Origin of the sequence: Paludibaculum fermentans (assembly GCF_051172195.1) — a bacterium.
GTDB classification, from domain to species: Bacteria; Acidobacteriota; Terriglobia; order Bryobacterales; family Bryobacteraceae; genus Paludibaculum; species Paludibaculum fermentans_A.
Genome location: NZ_JBPJAQ010000002.1, coordinates 514,008 through 529,710 on the forward strand (window position 1 = coordinate 514,008; position 15,703 = coordinate 529,710).

9 protein-coding genes are annotated in these 15,703 nt (G+C 64.0%); all 9 read right to left on the bottom strand.

Going from position 1 to position 15,703, the window contains the following annotated elements; all coding sequences use genetic code 11:
* The gene (locus ACR9Y2_RS28720) at positions 1–1,596 is read right to left on the bottom strand and encodes a carboxypeptidase-like regulatory domain-containing protein (RefSeq protein ID WP_435045312.1); all 1,596 of its coding nucleotides are present in this window, start codon (positions 1,594–1,596) and stop codon (positions 1–3) included.
* A gap of 120 nt (positions 1,597–1,716) precedes the next feature.
* Positions 1,717–3,471, bottom strand: a complete 1,755-nt coding sequence (locus ACR9Y2_RS28725) for a carboxypeptidase regulatory-like domain-containing protein (protein WP_435045313.1) — start codon at positions 3,469–3,471, stop codon at positions 1,717–1,719.
* Position 3,472: 1 nt separating this feature from the next.
* On the bottom strand, positions 3,473–5,134 hold the full coding sequence (locus ACR9Y2_RS28730) for a carboxypeptidase regulatory-like domain-containing protein (RefSeq protein WP_435045314.1): 1,662 nt from the start codon (positions 5,132–5,134) through the stop codon (positions 3,473–3,475).
* A 74-nt stretch (positions 5,135–5,208) separates the two neighbouring features.
* Positions 5,209–6,966 carry a carboxypeptidase-like regulatory domain-containing protein gene (locus tag ACR9Y2_RS28735; RefSeq protein WP_435045315.1) on the bottom strand — a complete coding sequence of 586 codons (1,758 nt, stop codon included), beginning with the start codon at positions 6,964–6,966 and terminating at the stop codon, positions 5,209–5,211.
* A gap of 1 nt (position 6,967) precedes the next feature.
* Complete coding sequence (locus ACR9Y2_RS28740; RefSeq protein ID WP_435045316.1) at positions 6,968–8,617, bottom strand: carboxypeptidase regulatory-like domain-containing protein; 1,650 nt, start codon at positions 8,615–8,617, stop codon at positions 6,968–6,970.
* Positions 8,618–8,720: 103 nt separating this feature from the next.
* Positions 8,721–10,469, bottom strand: a complete 1,749-nt coding sequence (locus tag ACR9Y2_RS28745; protein WP_435045317.1) for a carboxypeptidase regulatory-like domain-containing protein — start codon at positions 10,467–10,469, stop codon at positions 8,721–8,723.
* A gap of 1 nt (position 10,470) precedes the next feature.
* The gene (locus ACR9Y2_RS28750; protein ID WP_435045318.1) at positions 10,471–12,156 is read right to left on the bottom strand and encodes a carboxypeptidase regulatory-like domain-containing protein; all 1,686 of its coding nucleotides are present in this window, start codon (positions 12,154–12,156) and stop codon (positions 10,471–10,473) included.
* A 70-nt stretch (positions 12,157–12,226) separates the two neighbouring features.
* The gene (locus tag ACR9Y2_RS28755; RefSeq protein ID WP_435045319.1) at positions 12,227–13,993 is read right to left on the bottom strand and encodes an MSCRAMM family protein; all 1,767 of its coding nucleotides are present in this window, start codon (positions 13,991–13,993) and stop codon (positions 12,227–12,229) included.
* Between the two features lies 1 nt (position 13,994).
* Positions 13,995–15,638, bottom strand: a complete 1,644-nt coding sequence (locus tag ACR9Y2_RS28760) for a carboxypeptidase regulatory-like domain-containing protein (protein ID WP_435045320.1) — start codon at positions 15,636–15,638, stop codon at positions 13,995–13,997.
* Positions 15,639–15,703: the final 65 nt, after the last annotated feature.

Here is a 15,703-nt window from a genome sequence, read left to right on the forward strand (position 1 = left end):
TCAACGAGCCCCTATCTTCGCTGCCGGACGATTGGCGGGTATGGCCTTGAGGGTAACGGCCGGCCCCGGACTTTCCTTCAGTTGGACTGGTGTGCCCGAATCCCGATACTCCGCCAGGAAGTTGGGGTCGAGCCAGGCTCCAGGCTCGATGTCTTCGAAGGCATAGACACGGTAGGCGCCAGGGTGAAGTCCCGTCAGGCGGAAGTGGCCTTGCTCGTCGACGCTGGTGGTGGCGTAACGGCTGGGCAGGGAGTCAGCGGCAGCTTCCGGGGCCGCCAGGATGATGGTGGCAAGTCCTTCCTCCACATGGCCGCTGAACTCGGCTCCATTCGCTGCAACGAGGATTTCGAGGCGAGACGAAGTTGCCGGCGAAATGAGGAGGGGCTGGTCGAGCACGTCGAGACTGCCCAGCGTCACGGATTTCAAGTAGCTGCCGGGAGGCAGGGGCGAGAGGACAAGGGTCCAGAGACCAGCGGGGACGCCAGGGATGACGAAGGAGCCATCGGGCTGGAGAGTGGGACGGTCCAGATTGACCGGAGCGGATTCCAGCGAGCGGAGACTGACGGTGAGCTTGGCGGGTAGTGTGGAGGCTCCGGAGATACGTACGCGGCCACGGACGTCTGTACAGGGCTGGAGCGGCAATTCCAGTATGGGCGTCCCCGCAGTGGCCGTGACTTCCTCGCGAGCGGAGTAGCATCGGCCCTGGAGTTGGATAGTGCCGCTGACCGTGTAGCGTCCGGGGATGAGCGACTGATAGAGGAGGCGCTCATCGCCCGCCGTGAGGGATTGACCGCCGGCATACACGCCCTGGGGGTTCCCGGCTGAACGTGTGTGGAGATGAAGGGAGCCTAGGAACATGCCTGGAGCGGGCTTTGGGATTACGACATCCTTAGGCCACAGGATACGAATGCCCAGAACGGCCTGGGCCGGCTCCTGTACGACGAGATCGAAGCCTGTGAGTTCCTCGCCGGGCTTGATTTCGACGATGACCGCCTCGTTGGAATTGAGAGTGGAGGGATAGTAGGAGGTAAAGCGGCGATTGAGGTCGACCTTGGCGTCAGCTGGAAACAAATCCCGCCGGGGCATGACGGTGTAGCCCACAGAGAGGCGGTAGCGGCCGGGGATCAAGCCATCAATGCGGTATTCTCCCGGGCGTTCGAACATTCCGCCCCGCCCAAAGGGGTTCTCGGTTGTGCCTTCGACGGGCCGAGCCACGACTTGCGGTTGCATCGCAGTCGCCGGCAGTCCGGTGACTGCCCCGCTCACTGCCCCCAGGGCAGGCATCCGGATGATCAACCCGGACTTGTTCTCGTTGGATCCGAGGGTGATGATCTGGCCTGGGGCATTGGGCCGCCGGGCGCCGTAGTTCATTGCGGCGTAGCGGGGCCGGGTCACTTTGATGCGGTAGCGGCCCGCGGGCAGCGCTCGAAGAAGAAACTGCCCGTCGCTCTCCGTGCCGGCTTGGCCGCGAACGTCGTCGCGTCCTTCCAGGATGATTTCAACCGTCACGCGGTGCAGGGGCGCGCCGGTGACAGAGTTGACCACGCGGCCCGCGATCGAGCTGTTGCGCTCCGGTTGGGCGGAGGCCCGGCCCATTCCTAGAATTAGGAGAACAACGGCAAGTTTATACTGGACCATTGTGAGGCACGCCGACTGTAATTCTCAATTATTCACTATGACATGCCCGTGGAAATCTGCAAGTGGCGATATGATCATTCAGCGCGCTTCTCCGGCGATGTAATTCTCGATGATTCTCTGAAGCTCCCCGGCGGAGAAACATTTCACGGTGAGCGCCTGGTCCCGGCCGGCCACCACTTCCATCGGGTTTATCTGCCTGCCCAGAAGGCGAAGGGCGCGCTCATTCAGGCGCTCGCTTCCTTCCGGTTGTTCTACGCCGAAGAGATAGTAGCGTCCGGGCGCCAGGCTGTTGCCACGGCTGAAGTCCATGTGAATGGGCATCGTCCGGCCGCTCTCTCCGGCCGGAATTGCCTGGAGCGCGCAATTGGACTTTGCCGTCGCGGCGCTGTCTAGATATTCCAATTGCAGATTGGCGAGCTTGCTATTTGTGCGTATTTTCAGGATTGCGGTCGAATCCGGCGTCACCTCAATCTCCTTGTTCACAACCGGCGCCTCACCATACTGCATGGACTCCACCCAAGCGGGCTGCTGTGGTTGCTCATACCGAACCAGCCAGCGGCCTGGTGCCATTCCAGGGATCTGGAAGCTTCCAGTCTGCAGACTGACCCGGCCGGTGAGGGTCGTAAATGGGCCGCCCGGCCGAGTGGGCGTCAAGGTGACTGTAGGCCCGGCAGAGGTACGCGGTGGTCCCATTGGCGGCCCTCCGGCTGGCCGGGTTTGTTGACCGGCAGCAGCTGGTGACGCCGAGGAAGTTCCAGCATCCGGCCTCTCTACCTGACCGGTGAGCGTTGCGCTGAATCGTAATTCGAGCCGGACCGGGGGCGGCGCGGTTGGTCCTACCACCACCGCGCGGGCCTCCGAAACCAGCAGACGACCGAACTGATCCGTCGTCCAGGCTGTGAGGCTGTACGCGCCGGGCGGGATCATCTCGAAACGGAAAACCCCTGTTTCCACGTTGAGGTAGTCAGTCCACTCCAGTGAATCTTCCGCGCGTGGTCCTTCTGGAATCAGGCGGATCTCGGGTGCCGTCGACCACGACACGCCTGGAGCCTGTGTCACCGTGCCGCGAATGGTGTGGACGGCCACGGGCTTCAGTTGGAATTCGAGCTTGACCTCGGCTCCGGAGGCGACGCTGACTTCGGCTGCGTCCGAGCGCGTCGTGCCGTTCTGATAGAACGTGCGCTGCCAGGTCTCCTGCGGTTCGAAGCCCATCCAGCCCACAACGTCCAGGATGTGCTCGGACGGAAGATCCTGTTCGCAGGACACCACCACCAGGTAGCGGTCCGGTGCGACGGCTTCCAGTCGGAAGCGGCCTTTGTCATCCGTCGATGCCCGGCCGGCTTCCGGGGGAACCACGCCACCCAGTGGCACCGGCAGCAGGGCGACGCCGCATTGGGCAAGAGGTTCTCCGCCGTCGTCCAGGACCACTCCCGAGATGGTGCCCGCGGGGTGCATCTTCACCGTGATTCCGGTAGTCTCCTTGCCTCCCTGGACTTCGATGCGGGCTCCGGCCTGCGCCAGGTTGAGCGCACCCGGATACTCGCTGTGCGAGGCGCTGACCAGGTATGAGCCTGGTGTCAGGCCGCTCGCCGAGAACCCTCCTACTGGGTCGCTGGTGGCCAGCTTCACACTGTCGGTGGTGGAAGAACGACCGATTCTCACGCGGGCCCCGGCAATGGGTTCGCCCGAGGCAGCGTTGACAACACGCCCGCTGACGGAACCTCGCTCCGAGGCAGGCCGGCTCTGCGGCGGACCCTGGCTGCCGGGGTAGGCTCCGCCCTGGCCCCGGACCACGATCGCACAGAGGATGAAGGAAAGCGGCCATTGTGGCATGTCACTGCACCCTTTTTGTGGCGGTGGAGCCCACGATCGTTTTGACGGCGAGCTCCGGCGCGCGGCCTTCGCGCAATTCCACGGGGGTACCCAGCCCTGCGTAGTGCGGCAGGAACTCAGGATCGAGCCACGCGTGCGGAGCCAGTTCCTCGAACGCATAAATGGTGTACGCGCCGGGCGGCAGTGCGCGGAACTCGAAATGGCCGTCCTCATCCAGGCCCACTGTCGAATAGAAACGCGGCATTCCGGCTCGATCTCCCTGTGGGGCGGCCAGGATCACAGTGGCGCGGCGGTCGTCCACGCGGCCCCGGAGTTGAGCGCTGACTGTGCTCACCACGATTTCCAGCAGCTCGCGACTGTCATTGGAAACCAGGAGCTCGCCCTTCAGGACATCCGTCCGGCCGAGCAGGGCCGATTTGATGTGGCCGCCCTGGGGGAGGGTGTCTACCGCCAATTCCCATACGCCGGCAGGGACGGCCGGAATCGAGAACGAACCATCCGGCTCAACCTTTGCGGATTGCACACGCAGGATGCCGGTGTCCGATCCGCTTAAGCGGACTCTCATCCTCGATGGATCGCCGACGTTCGGGCCTTCCACCCGAATGCGGCCCTTGACTGGCATGGCTGGCCGAAAGAAGAGCGGGATATCCAGGGAACCGCTCGTCAGGTTCACCTCCTGGCGCGCCGAATAGAGAGTGCCGGCGGCCTCGACCGCGCTAGCAATCACATAGCGGCCTGGCGCCAGGGCCAGCGTCTCGAAGCGCCGCTCCGGGCCGGCCGCGATCTGTAACTGGTAACCCGATTCGCCGTTCACTTCCCGAATTCGTGCGGGGATGAACGCGCGGGAGGTGGGCACCCCATTGACCCGCTGGACAAAAGGGCTGTTTCCGCCGGGCAGTCCAATGAACGGAAGGCGCAGCCGGATGGGTTCCCTCTCCTGAATCGAGACATTGATGCCCATCACATCGCCGGCCATACCCAGCAGGATCGGAGCGGCCTCGCCTCGAACCGGTGTGGCGGGATGGAACGTGAGCGCCGGTGCCTGCCGCAGGGCGGGCTCCGCTTGAACCGCGAGGGCCGGTTGGTCGTCTGGGGGCGTTTCGTGCTGCCGGGCCGAAACGATGTAGTGGCCCGCAAGCAGGTGGGCGATTCGATAGTGGCCCTCGTTGTTTGTCCGCGCGCCGCCCTCGGGGCTCCAATCCAGCTGGCCGCGCCGATAGATGCGCCGGTATGCCTGGACGAATGCGCCCTTGGCCGGGCCTCCGCCGGCCGCAACAATTTCGCCGCTGATCGCGCCCAGTTGCGGAAGCCGGATGATGAGGCCTGACTTGTTCTCGTTCGGGCTCACCGTTACAATCTGGCCCGGATTGGACGGGAACCTGGCTCCGTAGTTCATGACGGCATAGCCGGGCTTGGAGACCTCGATCCGGTAGCGGCCCGCGGGCAGCAGCCGCAGCAGGAACTGGCCATCCGCATCAGTCGGAGCCATGCCGCGCACGTCATTGCGGCCGTCCAGAATGATGACCACCGCTGCCCGGCATAAGGGCGCACCCGTTGTCGCATCCACCACGCGGCCGGCAATGGAGCTGGTTCGCTCCGGCTGCGCGGAGGTTAGCGAAGTTGCCAGGATTACGAGAAGCACGCCGAGTTGATAGCGGACCATTTCCAGTCGCTCCGGTCAAAAAGGACGAACCATGAACAATGCCGCTTTTCGATTATTAGCGGAAGCACTGGGCCTCAGCGTACCTCTCCCGCAATATATGACGAGACGATGCGCTCGACCTCTTCGTGCAGAAAACATCGCACTTCAATCGTTTTTTCGTTTGCTGTCGAGATATCCATCTGCTCCAGTGTCCGGCTCATCAACTCGGCGAAGCGTTCATTGAACATGCCGCCGCCGGCAGTGCGCGGCACTGCGAAGAAGCGATACGGGCCAGGGGGCAGCCTCGTGACGCTGCTGAGGCTCTCTGGGAAACCGATGGCTGCCACCACCGGGGCATCCAACTTCAGGCGCTGCGCCGGGACGGCGTAAACCACCCAGTAAGTTCTCGGTGCGTTCGAAGGAAGCTTCAACTCGAAACGGGTCCGGGCGAACTCCGTGCTCGTGCGAATGCGGAGGGTGGTCGTTGCACCGGGGGTAATCTCAATTTCCTGGTTCTCGCTGGTGGCGCCGCCGTACTGCACGGACTCGATCCAGGCTGGTTGCCGGCGTAAATAGTAATGGATCTTCCAGCGGCCGGGCGTAATACCAGAGAATCGGAAGCTGCCGTCATGCGCATTTACCGATGCTTGCTGATCACTGTCATGGTTGGCGCGCGGCACCGGAGTCATGGTCAAAATAGCAGGACTTGGATCTTCCACTGCCTTGGCTGGGTTTGTTGGAGCAACAGGGAATTGCGCCGGGCCTGCCGCCGGCACGTCCGCTGCGCCGGGACGGGTCTCCACCTTGCCCGTCAGGACGGACAGCGGTTGCATGGAAAGCGCAGCCCGCGGCGGTTCCTCGTCTCCGACCGTCAGCGTTACTAGAGCCCAATGCCGTACCTCTGAAGTGGCGTCCCACGACAGGGCGGACAGCTCGTAGGTGCCGGGTACTACGGATTCGAACCGGAAGGAGTTGTCCTCCATGTTGACGGATTCTGATTCGTACTCGGTGGGGCCGGCGCCGCCGCCAGTACGCGCCAGGTAGACCTGTGCCGGCCGTTTTGAGGAAGTCCCCAGCGGTCCCGTGAGAACCCCTTTGAGGGTACGGACGACCTGAGGCTTCAAATGCAGCTCCAACTGAACCTGTGCGCCCGCGGCGACCCCGAATTCCGTTGCCCCTGCGAAGGTGGGGCTGTCTTCGTAGAAGGTACGTTGCCAGGTCTGCGTCGATTCGAAGCTGCGAGCCGGGTTCACGTCCAGGATGTGTTCTGTCGGCAGGTCCTCCGCGCACCGGGCGGAAAGCAGATAGCGGTCCGGCGCTACGGGCTCGAGGCGGAAATTGCCCTCGTCGTCGGTGTACCCTGAGATCCCGGCGGAACTGAGTGCGGCGCCGACGCGCACCGTGAACATTTGGATTTCGCAGCCGGAGACCGGTTCCCCCTCGTCATCCACGACGCGGCCTGAGACAACACCGGACGGCCGCAGCCTGAGGACGATTTCGGCGGACTGTTTCCCGGGCTGGAGGTCGATGTGGGTTCCGCCTTGCGGGAGTCCGAAGGGACCTGGAAAGTTCGGATGGGTCGCTTGCACGTACAGTGGTCCGGGCGTCAGGCCTGCGGCCGTGAACCGGCCGCTCGCGTCGGTGAGAGCGCCCACGCCGCGGCCTGCCGGACCCATGTGGATGATCACGATGTGTGCTCCGGCGACTGGTTCGCCGGACGTTGCGTTCAAAACCCGGCCGCTGAGTTCGACTCCTGGTTGCGCTGGCGCCGTGGGGACGGACGCATTGGGCTGGGGCGGTTGTGCGGCTATGCGCAGCGCCAGAAGGAGAGCCAGTAGCGGCAGGCGTCGCATCTCAGCGTCCACCCTTCCGGCCGCTGGAGCCCTGAATCGCCTTCAGCTCAATCTCCTCGGCGTGGTCCGGCTGTAGTTCGACAAGGGCGCCGTGGTCTGGGAAGTTGCCGAGGAAGGCAGGGTCAGCCCAGGCCTGCGGAGCCAGTTCCTCAAAGGCGTAGATCCTATATGTGCCCGGTGTCAGGCCAGTGAATTCGAAGCGGCCATTCTCGTCCACACCAGAAGTAGCGTACTGGCTGAGCTGCGAAGACCTCGCCCCTTGTGGCGCCGCGAGAACGACGGTCGCAACGCCCTCTGAGATCCGGCCACGCAGTTCGGCTCCACGCGGGCCGATGACGATATCGAGTGGCTCGTGCGTCGTCCCGGTGGTGAGGGTCCCGGCTGCGAGAACATCCTGTGCGCCGAACCGCACCGATTGCAGGTAGGCGCCCTTCGGCACCGGCGCGATGGTGACATCCCAAAGTCCGGGCGGCACCTCCTGGATGGTGAACGATCCGTCGGGCTGGATGGCGCCAGAGCTCAGGCGGATAAACAGGTTCTCAGCGGAACGCAGGCGAACCTGGAATTTCGTGAGGCGCTCCTGTGACGGACCGGCGAACCGGATGCGTCCCTTCACCTCTTCTCCGGGCGTGAAAGGCAGGCTGAATTCGACCGTCCCGCCCGTCAGGTGTACCTCCTGCCGGGCGAAGTAGCGTTTGCCCTCGACCATGCCCATGCCCGTGAGGATGTACCGTCCTGGCTGCAGGGCGGGTGATTCGTAGTAGCGATCCATGCCCACCATGAAGTTGTTATTGGGGAGTACGGTGGGTCCTTCCGCCGGATTGATCCAGGCACTCAGGTAGACTGCTGGCCTCACGGCCGGGCGATCTGGGTCGGCTGCGGGCAATTGCGCCTTGACTGCCAAGCGGATGGGGATCATCTCCTGGATTGTGATATCCACGTTGGTGACCGTCCCGCCTGGTCCCAGTTCCAAAGGAGCGGCCTTGGCCTCCAGTACGGCGGCCGGGTAGTAGGTCGGGGCCGGTTCCAGTCGGGCTGCCGGTGGTGTGGACGAGTTCGTGTCCGTGATGCTCTTCTGGCCCGGTGTCCGGATTTGTGTCGCACGGACAATATACTGACCCGGCTTCAGGTGATAGATCCGAAAGCGGCCGCGCCCGTCTACATGGGACTGCCCTGAGGCAACCCAAACCGGCCTGCCGCCCGAGAAGGCCCGGATGTAGGACTGCACTGAGCTTCCAATGGCGAGGGTCCCGCCCACTGCCCGGACAGTGCCACTGATGGATCCCAGCTTCGGCAGCCGGGCGACTAGGCCCGACTTATTCTCATTCGGCCCTAAGGTGATGACTTGGCCAGGAGCCGACGGCAATCGGGCTCCGTAGTTCATGGCCGCGTAGCCCGGTTTGGAGACCTCAATCCGGTAGCGGCCCGCCGGCAGCAGCCGCAGCAGGAACTGGCCATCCGCATCGGTCGGAGCCATGCCGCGCACATCGTCCCGGCCGTCCAGGACGATGGTCACTGCCGCCCGGCGCAGGGGTGCGCCGGTGGCCGCATTCACCACGCGCCCCGCAATGGAGCTATTGCGTTCTGGCTGTGCGGCGGCCGTGCCAGCGGCGAGGATCAGTAGAATGGCGGCGGTTTGATATCGGACCATATCTTGCGCCTCGACTGCGAATCGTGAACATTACTATGACATGGCTTACGGTGCAATTGGTTTCGCCATAATTGGCAGGAACTGTGGGTAAGGCGCTGCGGGATTAGCGCACTTCTCCGGCCACGAAGTTCGCCACGATTTTGAGCAGTTCGTCCGTCGGGAAGCATCGGATTTGGACGGTTTGTTCCTGTCCGGCGGAGATCTCGACCGGCTTGACCTCACGGCGCAGTAGTTCAGTCACTCGGTCATTCAGCATGCCGCCGCCCACACTCTGTTCCACCGCGAAGAACGAGTAGCGGCCTGGCCCGAGGGGCCGCGCCTGGACCGGTTGCCCGGGCATCACAACGCCGAGGATGCCCATGCCCCTGGGCCCGGGACCGTCCGCCGGGATTGCCTGAATCATATAGTAGGACTTAGTTTGGGGTGGCGCGCCCTTGAGCTCGTAGTGGATTTCCGGTGCCTTGCTCCCGAGTTTGAGCAGCAGGGTGCCCGCTGAGCCCTGCGTAATTTCAATGACGTCGCCTTCCACCGGAGTGTCGCCGTACTGCATCGATTCGATCCAGGCGGGCCGCTGGAAAGACTGGTACTGCACGCGCCAGCGGCCAGGCGGGACGCCTTCCAGTTGAAAGGTGCTATCCGCGGCATTCACCTGGGCGGTTCGTAATTCCATGTTCTGGCTGGGACTGGCTTCGCTGAGTAGGATGGACCCCTTCACCTGCTGTTGGCCGGAAGGCCCGCCCACAGCTCCAACTCTCATGCGGATCGAGGGCTGCTCGCTGCCTGTGGCTTCGGAAGGTGGCTCCTCCACTTTGCCTGTCAGCGTGGTGGCCGTTTGCAGTTGGAGCGTGACCGGCGCTGGAGCCGTCTGTCCGACCGTGATGCGCTGGCTGGCGTACCAGGAGGGCTGGGACCCGCGGTTGATTGAGATCGCTTTGAAGCGATATGTACCTGGGGGCACCATCGGAATACGGAACCGGCCGGACTTTCCATCAGCCGCTGAACCCAGACTGTACCCGGGATCCGCGGCAGTCTCCTCCGGGTAGAGCATGACACGGTAGACCTCGGCCGGCGAGGCTCCGTCGGGGGTGGTCACGACCCCGGTGACCGTTGTGACCAGCTGCGGTTTCATGTGCAGCTCGACTTCCACGTTCACGCCCGACGCGACATTGACCGTCGACGCGCTTGCCGCCGTGGGACTATCCGGGTAGTAGAGGGGCTGCCACCCCGCACCAGGCTCCAGGCCTCCGGGTCCAACAACGTCCAGCAGGCGCTCGACTGGCAGGGCTTGCGAGCATCGGACGGCCAGCAGGTAGCGATCGGGTGAGACTGGCGCGATGCGGAACTCGCCCTCTTCATTCGATTGCGCGTAGTTCTGCTGGCGCACCGGAAGCGTGCCGATGGGCGCTGCCGAGAGGAAGACTCCGCAATTCGGCAGGGGCTCGCCGTCATCGCCCAAAATGCGTCCGGAGACCGTACCGGCTGGCGTCAGTTTCACCACAACGCCCGTGGTCGCCTTACCGGATTCCACATCTACCGTAAGCCCGGCCTGCGGCAGGCCCAACGGGCCGGGGTACGACTGGTGGTTGGCTTGTACATAGTACTGACCCGGCTGCAGATTGCCGGCCGAGAACTGTCCCGCGCTATCCACGCTGGGTGAGGCCATTCCGCCCGGACCCAGGGGCCGAATGGTAAGCATGGCGCCTGCCACCGGTTCTCCCTTCACCGCGTCCACCACACTGCCGCTGATCGAACCCGGCGGCTGATGCTGCTGGCCCGGACGCCCGCCGCCAAATCCCTGGATCTGCGCAGGGCAGGGGAGACAAAGACAGAGGACAAAAAAAAGGCCGCGCATGTTATTGGCTTCGCCTTTCTGCAGGAGCGCCGGGGATCGCTGTCACCTTGATCTCCGGGCCTCGGCCTTCCGCCAGTTCCACGGGCGTGCCGAGCCCGGCGTAATTCTTCAGGAACTCCGGATCGCGCCAGGCCCCCGGCTCCACGGACTCGAAAGCGTAAATCCGGTAATGGGACGGAGCCAGATTCCGGAACTCGAAGTCGCCGTTCTCATCCACTCCGGTTGCCCGGTACAAGGACTGGACGCTCGCCAGTTCGCCCTGCGGAGCCGCCACTACCGTAGTGGCGAAGCCGTTCTCCACATGGCCGCGGAGCTGGGCCGCGCGGGTGCTGATGACTATCTCCAGCGAATCTTTGGTCTCCGGCGCAATGACCATATCCTTGGTCAACACATCCAGCGTGCCCAGCATCATGGACTTCAAATAGCCGCCCATCGGAATGGCGCCCGGTGAGATATCCCAGATGCCCGGTGGAACGTCTTTGATGACAAACGAGCCGTCGGCTTGGACCTCGCCGCTCTTCCGGTCGAGGGGCAGGTTTTCACCGGAATTCAGCACTACTTGCCGGCCGGAAAGGTGGCCAGCCCCGGGGCCGGTGATGCGCAGATGGCCGGTGAGCTGGACGCATGGTGAGTAGGCAAGCACGGTGTCGACGGAACCGCCGGACAGCGTGATTTCCTTGCGCGCCCCGTAACACTTCCCGTCCACTTCCAGCGAACTGGCCAGGATATACCGGCCGGGATTGATCGGCTGGTACTCCACCTGCCCATCCATGGTGGCGGTGAACGCGTGCATCGGCGCGCCAGGCCCCCCTACGGCGCCTCTGATCCAAACAGGAGCCCGCAGCATTCCGCGGCGCGGGGCGGTCTCAGGCTGGCTCAGCTGCGTGGGCGCACCCGGCGGTAGTTGGATCCCAATGCTGACGCGCACCGGCGCCATCTCCTGGATCGAGATATCGACATCGCGGCGGACGTCGCCGGAGCCGATGTCGAGCGGTACTGCCTCCTGTTGAATCACCGTGGCTGGATAGTAGGTCAGGGCCGGCACCGCCTTCTGCTCACTCTCCAGTCCAGGGCGGGGTGGGCCCATGCGAATAGCGGGCATCGTCACCTGGTACGCCGCCACAATGTAGCGGCCCGGCCGCAGGTTGCTGATGCGGTACTGGCCGCGATCATCGATTGTGGCGCCGCCGGCCTGCACCCAGCCCGGCTGACCGCGCGGGAACTCCTTGCGGAATGCACTGACATAGGACCCGCGGGCGATCATGCCGGCCGTGCCCAGGATCGTGCCGCCGATCGAGCCCAGGCGAGCCAGCCGGACAATGAGGCCCGATTTGTTCTCGTTAGCACCGAGAGTGATCACCTGGCCGGGAGCGCCGGGATAGCGGGCTCCGTAGCCGGTGTCGGCATAGCCGGGTTTGGAGACGTTAATCAGATAGCGGCCCGCGGGCAAGGCTCTCAGCAGGAAGGCGCCGTCCGCTGACGTGGGCGCCATGCCGCGAACATCGGGTCGCCCTTCGAGCACGATTTCCACTGTGGCCCGGTTCAATGGCGCGGCGGTGGTGGCGTTTACGACCTGTCCGGAGATAGAACTGTTCCGCTCCGGCTGCGCGGCGGCGGTGCTGAATGCCAGGATTAATGCTGCTGTGAGGCGTTTATACCGCACTATTATGTTGCGTTGCGGCTCCATTCTTACGCATTTACTATGACACCGCGCCCGCAGGTAAGGAAGCGCGTTGATCCCGAATTGCTGAGAGGACTCATCTATTTACTTCGCCGCTCAGGAATTCCGCCACCACACGCTGTACATCGGCGAGTGACAGGCATTTCACAGTAACCGTCTGCTCGCTGGTGTTGGTGATTTCAGTGGCTTCCACCAGGCGGACTAGCAAGTCCAGAACCCGCTCATTCACCATACCGCCGTACGACTGCTCCAACCCGAAGAAATGGTAGCGGCCGGGCGGCAGCGAGTTCGCCGCAGTGGACTGGCCTGTAGGGCCGCCCACCATAAAGGTCTGGTTGCCCGCGCCCTCCCGCTGTACGGGCACCGCCTGGACCATCCAATAACTTCCGCCTGAAATGGAAGGCGCATCCTTCAGTTCGAATTTGACCGTTGGCGGTTTGCCGCCGAGAATCAGGCGCAGCGCGCCCGCCGCCCCCTGGCCTACCTCAATCTGCTGATCCTGCGCCAGCGAATCCCCATACTGCACGGTTTCCAGCCAGGACGGCCCCCGGTACGACTGATAACGCACCCGCCAGCGGCCGGGCGTCACGCCAAAGACCTGGAATGTCCCGTCCTGCGCATTTACCTCCGCCGAACGCTGGCCCACGGGACTGTTCCCTCGCGCCGGGGTCAGCATCACGGATCCTTTCACCGGCGCAATGTTCGGCCGGGGCTGGCCGATCGGGCCGCTTACGATGCGCATGTCGCCGGGTCCGTCCTGACTGCTCCGATCGCCGCGCGGATCCTCCACTTTGCCTGCAATCGTCAGCGCAGGTTGAAACTGCACCGTCAGCGGCGGTGGTAGCGTGGCCCCCACCTGGACCGGCAGCTCCACACTAACGGCGGCTTCCGGAGCCCGGTCCTGCAGGGTGCCGGTGAGCCGGTAGCTGCCCGGCGGCACCATAGTGAGCCGGAAGGTATTGTTCTTTCCGGCCATGGCGACCGATACCGGCTGCTGTGCCGCGTCTCCGCCGTCAGTATCCAGCAGCAGAAGCATCGGCGGGCTGTTCCACGTCACGCCAGGAGCGGCGGTAATCACGCCCGTGATCGTGCTGACCGTCACCGGCTTCATATGAAACTCCACCTTCACCTCGGCGCCGGCCGCGACGCCGAAGGCCGAAGCCGCCCCGCCTGCCAACTTGTCGGGATAGTAGGCCGTCTGCCACGTTTCGCGCGGATCGAAACCCTCAGGTCCCACCACACTCAACAGGTTCTCCGCCGGCAGAACTTCCTGGCACTTCGCCTGCAGCAAATAACGGTCCGGCGCCACCGGAGCCAGGCGGAATTCCCCCTTGTCGTTGGTCTGCCCAAATGCCGCGGACCGCGCCGGAAACTGCCCCATCGGTGCCTGCATCAACATCAGGTTGCAGTTGGCCAGGGGCTCCCCGCCATCATCCAGGACCCGGCCCGAGACGGAGCCCGCCGGCGAAAGGTTCACCGTCAGTCCCCTGGTCTCCTTGCCCGGCAGGACCTCGGCCATGGTGCCTGTCTGCGGCAGGCCAAGCGGTCCCGGATAGTTCGGATGCACGGCCTGCACATAATACCGCCCGGGCGGAAGTCCGCTCACCGAGAACTGGCCGTCTCCATCAACGCCGGCCGACCGCACGCCCCCCGCCGCGCCAATGCCGTATAGCATTACATGGCTCTCGCGCAGCGGTTCGCTGGTGGCCGCGTCCACCACCCGGCCGCTGAGGGATCCCGGTGGTTGCTGCGCCTGCTGCGGCCCGGTGGACTGGAAGAACGGATTCTGCCGGGCTCCGGCCGAAAGGGCGATGCTCATCAGAATGAACGCCAGCCGCGCCATTTCAGCGACCCCTCTTCGCGCTGCCTGCCCCGGGGATTGCCTTGACCTTCACATCCTCGGCGCGTCCCTCGCCTAACTCCACCAGCGTCCCGCTGTCGGGATAGTTCTTCAGGAACTCCGGATCGAGCCAGGCCTGGGGCGCCATTTCTTCAAACGCGTAAATCCGGTAGGTGCCCGGCGTCAGCGCTCGAAACTCGAACCGGCCCTCTTCGTCGACCCCCGACACTGCGTAGAAGCTGAGCACTTTCGCCAGTTCGCCCTGTGGCGCCGCCAGCACCGTCGCTGCCACACCCTCTTCCACGCGGCCGCGCACCTCCGCTCCGCGTGTACTTACCACGATATCGAGCGGCTCGCGCGTCTCCGGCGTCACGAACATATCCTTCGTGAGCACATCCTCCTTACCCAGCATCATTGATTTCAGGTATCCGCCCTTGGGAATCGGCTCCACCACGATGTCCCATAAGCCCGGCGGCACCCCTTTCAGCGTGTAGGAGCCATCCGGTTGAACGGTTGTGCTCTCGATCCCAATTGGCGCGTTCTCCCCGGACACCAGCCCCACAGTCATGCTCGAAACAGGGCCGGCATTGGGTCCGATCAGGCGAACGTGTCCTGACAGATTGATGCTGGGTGTGAGGGTCAACGTGATATCAACAGAGCCGCCCGTCACTGAAACCTCCTGCCGGGCGGAATAGCGCCTGCCCTCCATTTCCGTCACGCTCGAAACGATGTACCGGCCCGGTAGCAGCGCCTGCGCCTGGTAGCGCTGTTCGCTGTTGGCGCTCATTGGTTGAGCCTGGTTGCCCAGCGAGCCCCCCACTCGTTTCAGCCAGACTGGCAGGTACATCCGTGGCGCGGGTGCCCCTCCGTTCGACGCCGCGTATTTGGCTTCCAACTCTGCCGGCGCCTGAACCTGGACACTCAACCGCACCGGCGCAATCTCCTGGATTGCAATATCCACATCCGTCATCTCCATGCCGGGCTTGAGTTCGACCGCTCGGGCGTCTTCTTCGACCACTGTCGCAGGATGATAGGTCAACCCGGGCACGGACCTCGGTTCTGTCTCGCCCGGCCCGCCTGGTCCCGTCACCTGCGGCGGCATGAACTGGGTCTGGCGCGCCGCCACGATATACTGCCCCGGCGGCAAATGGTAGATGCGGTATTGCCCGCGGTCGTCGACGTTTGCCCCGCCGGCATACACCCAGTCCGGCTTGCCGCGCGGAAACGAACGGCGAAACGCCTGCACATAACTCCCGGTCACGCGGCTGCCAGCCACGCCCTCCACCGCCCCGCTGATGGCCGATAGCTGCGGCATCCGGATAATCAGTCCGGATTTGTTCTCATTCGCGCCGATCGTGATGACCTGTCCCGGTCCGCCCGGCCTGCGCGCCCCGTAGTCCATCACCGCATAACCGGGCTTGGACGCTCCTATGGAGTACCGGCCCGGCGGTAACGCCCGCAGCAGAAACTGACCATCTCCGTCGGTGGGCGCCGTGCCCAGCACATCGTCGCGCCCCTCCATCACGATCGTGACCGTCGCCCGGCGCACCGGCGCGCCCGTAGTCTCGTTGAGCACTCGGCCCGCGATCGAACTGTTCCTCTCCGGTTGGCCGCCGGCTATCCCGGCGAGCAGGATAACCGCCGGCAATATGGAACAAATTCTGCTTATTCGGACGCGGTCCGGCTGCATTTCCTAAACATTTACTATGACAC